The organism is Paenibacillus sp. FSL R5-0490 (genome assembly GCF_001956215.1).
Lineage (GTDB): Bacteria > Bacillota > Bacilli > Bacillales > Cytobacillaceae > Cytobacillus.
In genome coordinates, this window is sequence record NZ_MRTQ01000004.1 from 161,372 (window position 1) to 176,140 (window position 14,769).

Here is a 14,769-nt window from a genome sequence, read left to right on the forward strand (position 1 = left end):
TGTTTCCTAATACATTCTTTGATTGACCATAAAGACAAATCAACCCTTGAACAAATTTTATTCCCTTCTGGATAATCAGCCGTCCTTCATGTACGCTAAAATAAGAGAAATGGAATTTACTAGTAAATTAGTATTTTGCCAGAGGAGGGACAGCTATGAAGAAGATTCTGATCGTTACCTATACTAAAAATACTTTGAGGGCACTCGTGGAACAGTTAAATGAAATTGGCCTGCAAGAGTATGTTGAGATCGAAGGGAGGACAGTTGATGAGCTTGATTACTCCTTTATGATGAAGTATTCTCTTGTGGTCGTATCCAGCAAGATTGTTTATACCATGGTAAAACCCTATTTGAGTGAAGATATGCCGACAATCATTACAAGAAGAACTATTAATTATGGGAGAATTAGAGAGCTTCTTGATATTCCAAAAGGCACTCAAGTATATTTGGTGAGTGACTTGAAGCAATCGGCGGAAGATACGACAGGTATATTGAAGGAAGCAGGGATTGATTTGGATTTTTTTCCTTATTTTTCTCAGGAAACTCCTCGTCCAGAGATTTCAATTGCCATTACAGCCGGGGAGCCGCAGCTGGTCCCAAAGCATATTGATAAGATTATTAATATTGGGAGCCGCCAAATCGATATTTCAACATTAGTAGAAATATATCATCATTTTCAAATTTCCCCCTTTTCGCCTACATCGCACTTGTCAGCCCGGTATATGCAGTCATTAGTCGATCTGACAAAAGATTTAAGCGGAGAAATTCTGCGAACCAGGATTTTGCAGAAAAGCCTGGACAGTATTGTTCAGAATATGGACGATGCTGTGCTGGTTTATAATAATTTTAATGAAATCGAACATTTCAATTTGAAAGCGGCAGAGCTTCTCAGTCTGTCTGCCGACAAACATACGATCCATAGCCTGGCTCCTTCTTACTATGAAGCAATGATGAGTATGGCCGTTGGACAGGAGACTTTTGTGGAAATAGAGCATGTCGCCTTTTACATGCGAAAGAGACGGATTATTCTTGATGAACAGGTGTACTCGACCCTGATTGTATTCAGAAAAGTGGAGGACTATCAAAAGATTGAGTATGACTATCGTTCAAAAGCGAAGCAGAGAAACCTGGTTGCGCGGCATACCTTTGACGATATTAAAACGCGGAGTGCGTCCGTCCTTGAGATGATTAAAATTGCCCGGCGGCTTGCTAAAAGTGACTCAACCATTCTGGTCCTTGGAGAAACAGGAACAGGAAAAGAGGTTCTGGCACAAGCGATTCATAATGCATCAGCAAGGACCTATCAGCCGTTTATCGGCGTAAACTTTGCTGCAATTTCTGAGAGTCTGATGGAAAGTGAGCTGTTTGGCTACGAGCCGGGTGCATTTACAGGGGCAAGGAAAAACGGGCATATCGGTATGTTTGAACAGGCGCATAAGGGAAGTATTTTTCTGGATGAAATTGGTGATGCCTCAGCTGTCATTCAAAACAGACTTTTAAGAGTCCTTCAGGAAAGACAGATTATGAGGGTGGGAGGAGACCGGATGATTCCGCTTGATGTCCGGGTGATTGCCGCTACAAATAAAGATTTGCATCAGCTAATAGAGGAAGGCATGTTCAGGGAAGATCTTTATTTTCGGCTGAACGTCCTGCCCTTAAGACTTCTTCCACTAAGGGAAAGGAAACGGGATATTTCTCTATTAATCAATATTTTTATTAAAGAATTCCAGGAAAAGCTGGGAAGAGAATCATTTGTCTTTTCAGAAGGGGCCCTGAAGTGCTGTGAAGAATACCATTGGCCGGGGAATATAAGAGAGCTGCGAAACGTAGTCGAATATGCCGCTCACATCAGTGAAGATTATGTCTGCAAAGAGGAACTGCCATTCTGGCAATCAGCTTCCTTAACTGAGGATGAGAGCTGGAACGACCTTCATTCTCTCTATAAAATATTTCAGGAGAGAGGCTTTCTTCATGAAGTTCGGATGCTTCTCGATTTTCTGAACAATGAGAAAGTAACGTCGGCCGGCCGCTCGGCAATGGCCGCTCATTTGCTGCAAAATGGCGTCATGCTGACAGATCAGCAGCTCCGATACCGGCAGAAGCTTTTGAATGAGTATGACCTGATTGTAGTAGAAAAAGGAAGAACGGGCAGCAGCATTACTGAAAAAGGGAAAATGTTCTTAGCGCATGAAAAAAGCAAGTGTTAGCTACACTTGCTTTTTTTGCCTTTAATGATTAGCTAAATCATAGATCGCCCTCGCGTAAATGGCGGCTGCACTGCATAAATCATCAAGCTCAATGTATTCATCTTTCTGATGTGCGGTGTTTTCCTTTCCTGGAAAAACGGCGCCGAAGGCTACCCCGCTGTTTATGAAACGGGCATATGTGGCGCCGCCGGTTGTCAGAAGTTCGGCCTGTTCACCCGTTTCTTGTTCATAGGCTTTCTGCAGAATTTTGATAACAGGACTGTCATTTGGTACATGGTGTGGCTTTTTCTCTCTGATTTCCTCTACTTCAAAGCCGTATTTTAGAGTCGTTTCGCTTAGTTTTTCGATGGTTCTTAAGTACGGTGTATCAACGGGGCAGCGGACATTAAGAGCAACCATGCCTTCCAGATTTTGTGTGAAGCGGAAAATCCCCGGATTTACGGTGAGCGGTCCGGTGATCTCATCGGAAAATGAGATTCCTAATCTTTTCCCATAGTGATCATCAGCGAGGCATTCAGAAACAAATGTTACGAATGGGTGCTGGACTTTCCCTGCTAAAAAGTGGGCCAGCTTGGCAGCTGCATTGATTCCTTCAAAAGGGTCCATCCCATGGGCAGATTTTCCAGTTAAGGCAAGTGAGAGTGTATCATTTGCCAATTCAGCTTCTGTTTCAAGGTCCTCCTGTTTGCCAAATGCGATGAACGTTTCTTTAAGAGTTTCCAATCCAGTCCCGTTTACAAGTGCCATTGCTTTGTCAGGTACCATATTCCCTTTTTCACCGGCATAAAAGCTTCTTAAAGTAATTGGGCCATGCTGCTCACCTGGCTTTTCTTTAAGCTTGAGGATCGCATTGATCTGCCCTTTCTCAGCGTGGATAATTGGAAATTCTGCATCAGGAGCAAAGCCTGTTAATGCTTCTGGCTCCATTTGCATATATCTTTTCATGCAGGACATGCCGCTTTCTTCATCCGTGCCGAAAATAATTCTTATTTTATGCTTTAAGGGTAAACCGCTTTCTTTGATGATTTTAAGAGCATAATAGGCAGCCATAGTGGGGCCTTTGTCATCTATTGCTCCCCGGGCATATAGCTTTCCGTTTCTGATTTCAGGAGAAAAGGGATCGGATTCCCACTCTCCGGTGGCAGGAACCACGTCCAGATGACAGAGAATCGCAATATAATCTGTTGCTTCTTCAGGTCCCCATTCAGCAAACCCGGCATAACCATCAATATTTTTTGTTCTAAACCCATCCCTCTCTGCCGTCTGAAGCATAAAATCCAGTGCTTCCTTAATGCCGCTCCCCATAGGTGCCTCTTCTGACTGGTCAGATAGATCTTTTACACTCTTTATAGAAAGCAGCTGGGATAATTCCTCTATTAATTCTTCTTTTCTATTAAAAACTTCCTGTTTCCAATCCATTTATTTCTCCTCCCTAAATTCATACCTTCCTAATATGCAAGTAATATACCAAAACGATTGTTATGGAAAATCAGCATTGATATAGAAAAGTGGTTACCCAATTAGGTTATAATCCCTATTAATCATTCAAACTGGGTAACCAATTAAACATTTAATTGACAGATTATTTCAAATAATGACAATAAAAATGAGGATTTATAAAGTTGGCACACTACTTGCATAATTAATATTTATAAATTTCTAGGGGGTATAAAAAATGAATGCTGCATGGAGAAAAAAGATTTCTATCCTGCTGATTGGACTTATGGTACTATTGGCCGGCTGTAATTTCAGCGGCAAATCTTCAACAGAACCAGCAAAGAATGAAGAAGGAGACAAGCAAGCAGAGCAGGCAGAAGGAAAAAGTGAGAATGTTCTTAACCTAAGCTTGGATAATGACATTCCCGATTTGAACCAAGTTAAAACAACAGATGCAATTTCATTTGCTGTTTTAAATAATGTAATGGAAGGTCTGTATCGCCTAGATGAAAACAATGAACCTCAGCCAGCTATGGCCGAGAGCTATGAAAAGTCTGAGGATGGGCTGACCTATACATTTACATTAAGAGAAGGCATTAAGTGGAGCAACGGAGATCCGGTTACAGCCAATGATTTCAAATATTCATGGCTGCGCTCCATGCACCCTGATACTGCAGGTGCGTATGCAAGCATTCTGACAGATTATATTAAAGGCGGAGCAGAGTTTGCGGCAGGTGAAGCTGAAGCAGATGCTGTTGCTATTGAAGTGAAGGATGACAAGACACTTGTAGTCGAGCTTGTTCAGCCGACACCATTCTTCCTTGGTCTTACAGCTTTCGTGACGTATTTCCCGCTTAATGAAAAATTTGTTTCAGAGCAAGGTGACAAGTTTGCATTAACACATGATGCAATTCTGTATAACGGTCCGTTTGTCCTGACTGATTATGACCAGGCAAAGGGAGTATCCATGGAAAAGAATCCAGAATACTGGGATAAAGAAACTGTAGCGCTTGAAAAAGTCAATATGAAAGTCATTAAGGAGCAAAGCACTGCCCTTAACCTGTATGAAGCAGGCGAGCTTGATAAAGTATACCTGTCTTCAGCAGATGTAGACAGCTATAAAGATAGCCCCGAATTTAATACTGAAACAGAATTCAGAACTTATTTTATCCAATTTAACCTTGGAAAAGAGCCGTTTCAGAATGAAAACATCCGTAAAGCGCTGCAATTGGGTTATGACCCTGATGTCCTGACAAGCGTGATCTTAAATAACGGATCGGAGCCTGCTTATGGACTGATTGCTACAGACATGGCCGGAGTTGATGGGAAATCCTTCCGCGAGCTTCAGGGAGATGTTATTAAACCTGACGTTGAAAAGGCGAAAGAGCTTTGGGCAAAGGGTGTAGAAGAGCTGGGGAAAACACCTGAAATTGAATTACTTATTTCTGATGACACCGTTGCGAAGGATACAGGAACATTCCTTCAAAGTGAATATAAAAAGAATTTAGGCATTGATATCAGTCTGGACACACAGCCTTACAGCGCCCGTCTTGACTCGATGAGAGCGGACGATTATCAAATGGCTGTTAACCGCTGGGGGGCAGATTACAATGATTCCATGACGTATTTGAATCTATGGGCAAATCCATCCAATCCTTTCTTCCGCGGAAATTATGTAAACGAGAAATATAAAGAATTAGTTAATTCGGCAGCTGAAGATGCTGATGATCAGTCCCGTATTGAAAAACTACTTGAAGCTGAAAAGCTGATTCTTGAAGATGGAGCACTTGGGCCGTTATACTACGATGGTTTATCATTCCTGCAAAAGCCTTACCTAAAAGGTTTGGTCACTCATCCATATGGAGCTTCACCAGATTTAAAATGGGCAACTGTTCAATAAGAAGGGTGAGCGGGGAGAGAAGGAGTTTCTCTCCCTGTTTTTTAAACCCCGTAACTGTCCAGCTCCAGGCGCCATCGGTTCGGGATCATAAGCCGGCAGGCGGGAGCTTTGTGCATTTTCTTATTGAATAAACCCCGCAACTAGTGGAGGTGTGAAAATTGAAAAAGTATCTTTTTTTTCGGGTCATTAATATTCTTATAACTTTATACATAATTGCCACGGCTACTTTCTTCTTAATGAAGCAGCTTCCAGGTTCACCTTTTGATGAAGAAAGGCTTTCCAGTTTATCGGAAGAGCAAAGAATGGAGTTTTACGCGAAATATGGATTGGATAAACCCTTGCATGAGCAATACATCCTTTATTTAAAAAATCTGGTCCAAGGGGAAATGGGTGATTCCTTTTATTTTAAAGGACAAGATGTCAGTGATCTGATCGCCAGCCGTGTCGGCCCATCTGTCCTGCTTGGTTTCCAGGCTGTTTTGCTTGGATTTACTGTTGGGATTGTTCTGGGGATTATCGCAGCCTTTAAACACAATACGATGTGGGATTTTTCCACGATGCTTGTTGCTGTATTGGGTGTATCGGTTCCTAACTTTGTATTTGCCGCTCTTTTACAATATTATGTTGGCTTAAAAATGGGCCTTCTGCCGGTGGCATTTTGGGAGTCCTACTCAAGTTCTATCATGCCGACATTGTCATTGTCTCTTATTGTCATTGCCTTAATAGCCCGTTTTACGAGAAATGAAATGCTGGAGGTCCTTCAGCAGGACTATATGCTGACAGCAAGGGCAAAAGGGTTAAGCCAGTTCAAAGTCATCTATAAGCATGCAATTCGCAATGCTTTAATCCCGGTTATTACGATTCTAGGGCCTATTGTTGTCAGCTTATTGACGGGGTCATTAGTTATCGAAAATATTTTTGGGGTTCCGGGCATCGGCAGTCTCTTTGTAGATTCAATAAAAGTAAACGATTATACAACCATAATGGGGCTGACGCTTTTTTATAGCGCATTTTTTGTCCTGACGATGCTTGTCATCGATCTCATGTATGGCGTTATTGATCCGAGAATTCGCATTAGCGGGGCAAAGGAGTGAGTGATATGAAAAATGCTGAACCGCTTTTGAACGAAGAGGAATTATCTGATGATTTATTTGAAATAGCAGGCAGACGAGCGGAGGACAGTGAAAAAATAAACCGTCCGCCCTTATCAGCCTTCAAAGACAGCTGGATGAGGCTGAAAAAAAATAAAGGTGCGGTTATTAGTCTGGTCGTTTTATCTATTATTCTTCTGCTTGCGATCTTTGGCCCTTATATGAACGGTTATAAATATTATGAAACAGACTATTCTGTCGCTTATCAGCCCCCAAGCGGAGAGCACTGGCTTGGTACGGATAAGTTTGGCCGTGACCAGTGGACAAGGATTTGGGAAGGAACGCGAATTTCTTTATATATTGCTGTGCTTGCGGCATTTCTTGATCTCCTGATTGGGGTCACATATGGTGCCATTTCCGCTATGCTTGGCGGAAAAGTGGATAACGCCATGCAGCGTGTGATCGAAATCCTCGTAGGGATTCCGAATCTGATCATTATTATTCTATTAATCATGCTGATGAAACCAGGGATTTTTACCATTACGGTTGCGATGGTTATTACAGGCTGGGTAAATATGGCGAGGCTTGTCCGGGCGCAAATTTTCAAACTAAAGGAACAGGAATTTGTACTGGCAGCCAGATCGCTTGGCTCGACGAATAAACGGCTTATTCTTCACCACTTGATTCCGAATGTGATGGGATTGATTGTCATCAATATGATGTTCACTATTCCATCGGCTATTTTTACAGAGGCGTTCCTAAGCTTTATCGGACTTGGTCTGCAGGAGCCGCTGGCATCATTAGGAGTACTGATTAATGATGGATTTAAAGGGATGCGAAATCACTTCTATCTGCTGCTTTATCCTGCGATTGTGATTGTGGGCATTATGGTTAGCTTTAATATTTTAGCTGACGGCCTGCGGGATGCGCTCGATCCGAAAATGCGGAAATAGACTTCAAGAATACTAGATTTGGAGAGGATAATATGGAAAATCCAATAGTGGTTTACCGTGGAACGTTCATGGAAAGCACGCATAATATCCATGTGGCCGTTGTGAATGGAAAGGGTGAGGTTCTCTATTCATACGGTGACCCGGGGAGGCTGACTTTTCCAAGGTCATCCATGAAGCCATTTCAGGCTGTGGCCGTTGTGGAAACAGGTGCGGCTGACCAATATCAATATGAAGAAGCAGACCTTTCCCTTATTTGTGCGTCCCATAGCGGGGAGCATTTTCACAGAAGACGTGTCATGAGTATTTTGGGAAGAACCCATTTGGAGGAAGAAGCGCTGCAATGCGGCACCCATATTCCGCGGGATATGGAAAGCTACAACGAGCTTATCCGCAGCGGCGGGGAGCTCACGCCTGTTTTCAGCAATTGCTCAGGAAAGCATTCCGGGATGCTGACAGCCGTTGTCCATATGGGTGAGGATGTTGACAGTTACCGGGAAGTAACGCACCCGCATCAGCAGCGGATTTTGGATGTGATTGAAGAGGTTTGCGGCTATCCGAAAGATCAGATCGAAATAAGTGTGGATGGCTGCGGTGTACCCGTTCACAGGCTTCCGCTGAAACATGCAGCGATGGGCTTTGCCAGGCTGGCTCAGCCTTTTGCCTGGAGTGAGGGGGAGCGCCCGCGTGCGCTTGAAAGAATACGGAAAGCCATGACGAAGCACCCTGAAATGGTCGGCGGAACAGATCGATTTGATACAGACTTGATGAAAGCTTTTAATGGACGAATTGCTGCAAAAGCCGGAGCAGAAGGGGTTCAATGTCTGGGAGATGTGGAAACTGGCCTTGGAATCGCGATTAAGGTAGAGGACGGAAGTGCCCGTGCCGTGAGTGTAGCCACAATGGAAGTATTGAAGCAGCTCGGCATCGGGGATGAGCATATTTATCAGCAGTTGTCCGAATATGTGAATGCGCCGGTATTAAATGCCAGAAAAGATCGGATTGGACATATAGAAGCCAACTTTCAATTGGCAGCAGGAGAACGAATACTGACAGGAAGCTAAGGTAAAGGAGTGAGACGATGTGGAAAAATTGCTTGAATTAAAAAATCTCCATGTTTCCTTTAGTACATATGCAGGCAAGGTACAGGCTGTAAGAGGGGTTAATTTATTTTTGAAAAAGGGAGAAACCCTGGCGATTGTAGGGGAATCCGGGTCAGGAAAGTCGGTCACCTCTAAAACGATTATGAAGCTTCTGCCGAGCAGCTCAGCCAAAATTGATGATGGGGAAATCCTTTTTGAAGGAAAAAACCTGGTTCATTACTCAGAAAAAGAAATGCAAAAAGTCAGAGGTTCCGAAATATCCATGATCTTTCAGGATCCAATGACTGCCCTGAACCCGACGATGACAATTGGGAACCAGATCATTGAGAGTCTCATGACTCATCAGAAAATCGATAAAAAGCAATCTGCTCAGAAGGCTATTGATCTATTAAAGCTGGTAGGGATTCCGAATGCGGAAGTCCGGATCAAGCAGTATCCTCACCAATTCTCAGGCGGTATGAGACAGCGCGTCGTGATCGCGATCGCTTTAGCCTGCAATCCGAAAGTGCTGATTGCAGATGAACCCACAACAGCTCTGGATGTGACCATACAGGCGCAAATTTTAGATCTGATGAAAGATATTCAGAGAAAGATGGGTACATCCATCATTATCATCACGCATGACCTGGGAGTAGTTGCAAATATTGCGGACAGGGTGGCGGTCATGTATGCGGGCAAAATTGTGGAGACCGGGACTGTAGAGGAAGTCTTTTACAAACCTCAGCACCCTTATACTTGGGGGCTTCTTGGCTCTATGCCGAATATGGAAACAAGAGATGAACTTGTGGCAATTCCCGGGACTCCTCCTGACCTTCTGAACCCGCCAAAAGGAGATGCTTTTGCAGAAAGAAATGAGTTTGCACTTAAGGTAGACTACTTGCGGGAACCGCCAATGTTTAAGCTGTCTGATACACATTATGCGGCTACATGGCTGCTTCATGGGAAAGCGCCCAAGGTCGAAAAACCAGCTGTTATAAATAAAAAGCGTATAGCTGCAGCAAAACCTGTGCAAAAGGCTCCGGATGTTAAGGAAGCAGTCCAGGAGCCGTTAGTTGAAATCAAAAACCTTAAGAAGTACTTTCATACAGGGAAAAGTGAGGTTTTAAAAGCAGTAGATAATTTATCCTTTACGGTTTATAAGGGTGAGACGCTTGGATTGGTTGGTGAATCCGGCTGCGGAAAATCAACAGCGGGAAGAACACTTATGCGTCTCTATGAAGCTACAGGCGGGGAAGTGCTTTTTCAAAACGAAAAGGTGCATGGCAAGAAGAGTCCGAAAGAATTACTTGAGTTTAACCGCAAAGTCCAGATGATCTTTCAGGATCCATATGCGTCCCTTAATCCGCGAAAAACAGTTGCGGATATTATCGCTGAAGGAATTGATATCCACGGGCTGGCATCAAGTAAGGAAGAGAGAAGACAGAAGGTATATGAACTGCTCGAAACAGTTGGTCTGAACAAGGACCATGCCAATCGCTATCCGCATGAATTTTCCGGCGGACAGCGTCAGCGAATCGGGATTGCCAGGGCACTTGCGGTTGAACCGGAATTTATTATTGCGGATGAACCAATTAGTGCATTGGACGTCTCGATTCAGGCCCAAGTGGTCAACCTGCTGAAAAAACTCCAGCGAGAACGGGGGCTGACGTATTTGTTTATCGCGCATGACTTATCCATGGTCAAGCATATCAGTGACCGGGTAGGTGTGATGTATCTTGGAAATCTGGTTGAACTGGCATCATCGGATGATTTATATGATGAACCCCTTCATCCTTATACCCAGGCACTGCTGTCAGCTGTTCCCGTTCCGGATCCTGACAGGGAGAAAACAAGAGAGCGTATTGTCCTGGAAGGAGACCTGCCAAGTCCAAGTAATCCTCCAAGCGGATGCCGCTTTCGGACTCGCTGCCCGCATGCCGCAGAAATGTGCGCCAGCACTGTTCCAGTATGGAAAGAAGCTAAGCCGAACCATTGGGTGGCTTGCCATTTGTTCTAACTTGAATGATATATAAAATGCCGGGCCTGCGTGGCCGGCATTTTTCTGTTGTATTGGGGTTCAATACTCTTTTAAACCAAGTGGGAAATTATGAGAGATTGCACAGGGTACCGGGAAAGAACTTCTGCTTGGCAATTATGCTCAAATTCCAGAAGGAGATTCGGCAGAGTTGCTGGTTATGCGGCCTTATGAAGCAAGGATCTATAGAATTTTGAACAAGCGGTGAAATGATGAATGAACCTCTTGCATAGTATGAGTTATTCTTCCTAGTAAGCCGGAAAGCATGAGGACGGTTGAACCGTCCCCATGTTCACCTGAAATTGTCACATTTATCTTAGGAAATTTGTTATATACTATAAAAGAGGAGGTGTGAATAATGAACGAAGCAAAAATGGAAAGTATGCTTGCCCAATTAATAAAAATGGTTGGCAGTCTTCAATCTGATATGCAGGAAATGAAAAAAGACCAGCAGGAAATGAAAAAAGACCAGCAAGAGATGAAAATAGAACAACTAGAAATGAAAATAGAACAGCAAGAGATGAAGATCGAACAGCATGAGATGAAAAAAGATCTGCAGAAGCTGGAAACCAAAAGTGATCAGCGCCATCAAGAGATCTTAGAGCACTTTAAAATCCTTGAAAGAGACCAGGATTTTATATGGGAGAAAACCGCTAGAAATGAAAGAGATATTGGCAATATTAAAAGACAGCTTCTTTGAAATAAAAATTCAATGTGTAATTTAAAAAGATTAGTTACACACCAAAGTCTTTATTTTCCCCTTTTTTTCTCTTCTTTGGTTATAGCTCTTTTATAGCTTCTTTGCTAAACACCCCACAAACAATTTCAAACATAAGGTAAAGCACTGTAGATGCCAGCATCTAGAGTGTTTTTCTTTGTTTGAAATTAACTTCAGGAAGAGAGCCCTCTCCTGGTTTCTCTGAACTTCTCCTGAATTTTCTTTAGCAAAGCCTTGCTCCGAATTTTATAACATTTAAGGGGAACGTATATATAGTGGGCTGTGCATTCGTATGTTACATTATATTTATAGATTTACATTGAATGCTGATCCTATTGAAGCAAATGTGGAGATTAGACTCAGCAGATGTGCTCTTTATTAAATTATGCCAAGCCAATGCCATAGTGATGCAGCTTTTATGGAATATGGGAGGAACAAGGATGTCTGCTATAAAGTTTATAAATCTTGATGGAGAAGAAATATATGTGTTTAACAGTGCCATCTATATTTTTGAATCGTCATCCGGAAGTACACTGGAAGTAGACATGATTGTTAGCGAAGTTACTCTAAGAAAATATCAGGGCAGGGACAGTCTGATCACAGAAGTTGAGTTGGAGGACGGCAGGCAGATAAGCTCCTTTATGTTTCTAAAGGCTGTGCCAGGGAAGCTGCCCCGGCTGAGCTTATTTTGCGAAATAGATTCGGAAGAGTCATATGAAGGGCTCTTAAGAATAAGAGAGGATGCTCCGGATTTTCCCGATATTGAAGCGGGCATTACCCTGGAAGAGATTCGAAAAGTGGAGATGCCGAATGAAAAAATCACACTTAAATTAAACCTGCCCATTAACCAGGTGGAATGGCTGAAGGAGCAGAAAAATAAGGAATTGAATGAGCTTTTTAGAGAGCTGTTAGAGGAGTATCTTGAGAGGGCAGAATAATCCAATCCAAAGTTTTTGTAGGGGACACTTAGCAGCGGCTGCATAAAGAGCAGCTTTGGGCTGTATGGTGAACTTGCAAATAGAGTTATTAAACCTGCAAATAGATCAATCAAATTGCAAATAGCCGCCTGAAACCTGCAAATAGATCAATAAAATTGCAAATAGACAATTAAATTCTGCAAATAGACAATTAAATTCTGCAAATAGACTATCAAATACCGCAAATTGATTCCTATATAAAAGGAAAACCGAGCTGCCACTCAGCCCGGTTTTTTAAATCCTGTTAATTTATCGTCCCGCGATCCACCTGTTCATACAATATCCCCATATTACCCTTCACTTTTTTCGAAACCTCACACAATGCCTCAATCGCTTCAGCTTTGTGATTCCCAAGCTGATAAACCACATCATCAAACAGCATTTCCATTTCTCTTAAAATAGCAATGGATGCAAGGTTATAGAGGTGGACATTATAGTAGCCGCTGTTATTGAATATGGCTGTTTCGACATAAGGCCTGAAATTCTCTAATAGAGTAGGGTACTCCGCCATTAATCGGTCTAAACCTTTTCTGATGCCTTCAATCGTGCCGGCAAACTCATCCAAAGGCTCCAGCGCGTTATTGACGCTGTTTCGGATTTTATCGTCAAAGTCCGAAAACAGGCCGAATAGCTTGCCGGGGATGGTGTAGTCCAAGGCGAATTTGGTTGCGCCTTTGATAGTGCTCGACAGGAGTTCAAGTGCATTTTCAATGTTCAGGGTAATCACCCAGCCCTTATGCAATATAGGCATGAGAAGTGCCTGGGTTGATGCAGTGAAAGCAGAATAAGACGTATCCATCTGGAATTCCTTAATCTTCATCCTCAGCTCCATATAAGGGGAATCTTCCAGCTTATATGTGTTCGTTCCCTGCACGGATATAGAATTGGGATGGGTGGATTTGCTTCTAATCGACTGTCCAAGGGAATGGTCCCGGTCATGAAAGTTCGAGGCAACATCCTGAACTTGTTTCTGATATTCCCCGATATGCGAAAGAAGCTTATCCCTGTTATTGTTCACGATCCCATAATGGGCTTTTAACTCACTGACTACAGCATCATACCAGAGTTCCTTTCCTCCCTCAAACAGCTCCGGAATTTTATTGGAGATGATTCGGATAAGGCTTTTGGAAAGGTCCTGAACATCTGCTTTCAAATCATATAAAAAGCCGCGGATTTCATTAAAGATGCCTTCCACATTGACGTTCGTCCGGAAAATATGTTCAAGCAGCTCAGCAGGCGGGGAATTCAGTATATAGTTCAGGGATTTAGCATGACTTTCCGCCACATTTAACAAAGATACCAAATGATCAATTTCGGCCGTTAAACGATTGCTGATGGAGGTAATTCCCATAAACAGAGGCTCACTGATCAGGTTTTCAAACATCTCTTCGAAAATCTTTTGCAGGCGGCTGAGCCGTTCATAATAACGGCTGGCTTCATCGTCTACTATGGCAACCGAATTACCCAAGTACTCGTGAGCAAGGTTCAGTCTATCCATCACATGGCTTTGCAGGGAGGAAGCAAGAAGATCCAGATTCTCCTTGTTAATCTCGATGCGATCTGAGTGCCCGCCATACAGCGGTAATCCCGTCCAGATGCTGGATACGATATGGGCATCTGCATCTACATAGATTTTGCCATAGCCTGGCTTGCCGACTTCTCCGATAACATAAAACTGAGTGCCATCTTCATTCCTCAGATAGCCTGTATGGTTTGTAGCAAGCTTTGAGAATTCTGGAATCCCATTGAAGATTTCATACTGTTTTCCTGGAATCCTGCCATGCAGATCCAATGCGATTAAAGTCTGAGTCAGCACATCGTAGCTGCTGAAGTAGTTTGTGATGTTGTCATACGTTTTATCAGGGTCCATCATTCCATCAGGAAGGAGGGCAGGGTTCAGTGTTACGGCCTTAACCGCTGGATTTTCAATAGCGACGGCACCGACTAGGCCGCCTCCGAGTGAATTTCCTGCAATATACTTAACGCCACCAATATCCTTGTACGTTTCATTCATTTGATTGTAGTATTCTCTAGCCGCTGTAATTTGTGCTGGAGTCAGGTCACTTAGCAGTTGAACATCTGTGATAATGTCCTGTTGACCATATTTAGCGCCCGCATCTGTACCTACATAAATGATAGATATCTCTTTGGTATCCTTATTGCTGATTGTTAAAGCATCCAAACCGGTTGGATCATCATAAAGTATATCAGCAACTACATATTCACTATCATTTACGTAAATAGCATCATCAATGTCTGGATGTGTATAAGCATGGTACCCTGCCAGTTCAACTAAATCCTTATCACTATTATTGAATGTCGGGTATTTATTTATAGAGGGATTACCAGCTATTTTATTCATGTATACACCT

The 14,769-nt window shown here is 42.9% G+C and carries 10 protein-coding genes; 8 read left to right on the forward strand and 2 right to left on the reverse strand.

What is annotated here, in order from left to right; all coding sequences use genetic code 11:
• Positions 1-155 precede the first annotated feature (155 nt).
• A complete protein-coding gene (locus tag BK139_RS04850; RefSeq protein ID WP_076257229.1) occupies positions 156-2,207 on the forward strand; it encodes a sigma-54 interaction domain-containing protein in 2,052 nt (683 codons plus the stop codon).
• Between the two features lie 21 nt (positions 2,208-2,228).
• On the opposite strand, the gene pepV is transcribed toward BK139_RS04850, so the two are convergent.
• The gene (pepV, locus tag BK139_RS04855) at positions 2,229-3,626 is read right to left on the reverse strand and encodes a dipeptidase PepV (protein ID WP_076257231.1); all 1,398 of its coding nucleotides are present in this window, start codon (positions 3,624-3,626) and stop codon (positions 2,229-2,231) included.
• A 256-nt stretch (positions 3,627-3,882) separates the two neighbouring features.
• Between pepV and BK139_RS04860 the strand changes: the two genes are divergently transcribed.
• The 7 genes from BK139_RS04860 (at position 3,883) to BK139_RS04890 (ending at position 12,358) form a co-directional block, all read left to right on the forward strand.
• Positions 3,883-5,544 carry a peptide ABC transporter substrate-binding protein gene (locus tag BK139_RS04860; protein ID WP_076257233.1) on the forward strand — a complete coding sequence of 554 codons (1,662 nt, stop codon included), beginning with the start codon at positions 3,883-3,885 and terminating at the stop codon, positions 5,542-5,544.
• A 158-nt stretch (positions 5,545-5,702) separates the two neighbouring features.
• Complete coding sequence (locus BK139_RS04865; RefSeq protein ID WP_076257234.1) at positions 5,703-6,638, forward strand: ABC transporter permease; 936 nt, start codon at positions 5,703-5,705, stop codon at positions 6,636-6,638.
• Positions 6,639-6,643: 5 nt separating this feature from the next.
• On the forward strand, positions 6,644-7,588 hold the full coding sequence (locus BK139_RS04870; RefSeq protein ID WP_076257236.1) for an ABC transporter permease: 945 nt from the start codon (positions 6,644-6,646) through the stop codon (positions 7,586-7,588).
• Between the two features lie 32 nt (positions 7,589-7,620).
• Complete coding sequence (locus tag BK139_RS04875; protein ID WP_076257237.1) at positions 7,621-8,649, forward strand: asparaginase; 1,029 nt, start codon at positions 7,621-7,623, stop codon at positions 8,647-8,649.
• Positions 8,650-8,668: 19 nt separating this feature from the next.
• Positions 8,669-10,684, forward strand: a complete 2,016-nt coding sequence (locus tag BK139_RS04880; RefSeq protein WP_076257239.1) for an ABC transporter ATP-binding protein — start codon at positions 8,669-8,671, stop codon at positions 10,682-10,684.
• A 376-nt stretch (positions 10,685-11,060) separates the two neighbouring features.
• Complete coding sequence (locus BK139_RS04885; RefSeq protein WP_076257241.1) at positions 11,061-11,402, forward strand: hypothetical protein; 342 nt, start codon at positions 11,061-11,063, stop codon at positions 11,400-11,402.
• 458 nt (positions 11,403-11,860) lie between these two features.
• Positions 11,861-12,358 (forward strand): hypothetical protein, encoded by a 498-nt coding sequence (locus BK139_RS04890; RefSeq protein ID WP_076257243.1) that lies wholly within the window; start codon positions 11,861-11,863, stop codon positions 12,356-12,358.
• A 283-nt stretch (positions 12,359-12,641) separates the two neighbouring features.
• Here the strand turns inward: BK139_RS04890 and BK139_RS04895 are convergent, their stop codons facing one another.
• Complete coding sequence (locus BK139_RS04895; RefSeq protein WP_076257245.1) at positions 12,642-14,759, reverse strand: SA1320 family protein; 2,118 nt, start codon at positions 14,757-14,759, stop codon at positions 12,642-12,644.
• Positions 14,760-14,769: the final 10 nt, after the last annotated feature.

What these genes read in the sequence shown, in the direction of transcription:
- pepV (WP_076257231.1), bottom strand. Translation starts at nt 3,626, where the DNA reads ATGGATTGGAAACAGGAAGTTTTTAATAGAAAAGAAGAATTAATAGAG.
- BK139_RS04875 (WP_076257237.1), top strand. Translation starts at nt 7,621, where the DNA reads ATGGAAAATCCAATAGTGGTTTACCGTGGAACGTTCATGGAAAGCACG.
- BK139_RS04885 (WP_076257241.1), top strand. Translation starts at nt 11,061, where the DNA reads ATGAACGAAGCAAAAATGGAAAGTATGCTTGCCCAATTAATAAAAATG.
- BK139_RS04870 (WP_076257236.1), top strand. Translation starts at nt 6,644, where the DNA reads ATGAAAAATGCTGAACCGCTTTTGAACGAAGAGGAATTATCTGATGAT.
- BK139_RS04850 (WP_076257229.1), top strand. Translation starts at nt 156, where the DNA reads ATGAAGAAGATTCTGATCGTTACCTATACTAAAAATACTTTGAGGGCA.
- BK139_RS04860 (WP_076257233.1), top strand. Translation starts at nt 3,883, where the DNA reads ATGAATGCTGCATGGAGAAAAAAGATTTCTATCCTGCTGATTGGACTT.
- BK139_RS04890 (WP_076257243.1), top strand. Translation starts at nt 11,861, where the DNA reads ATGTCTGCTATAAAGTTTATAAATCTTGATGGAGAAGAAATATATGTG.
- BK139_RS04895 (WP_076257245.1), bottom strand. Translation starts at nt 14,759, where the DNA reads ATGAATAAAATAGCTGGTAATCCCTCTATAAATAAATACCCGACATTC.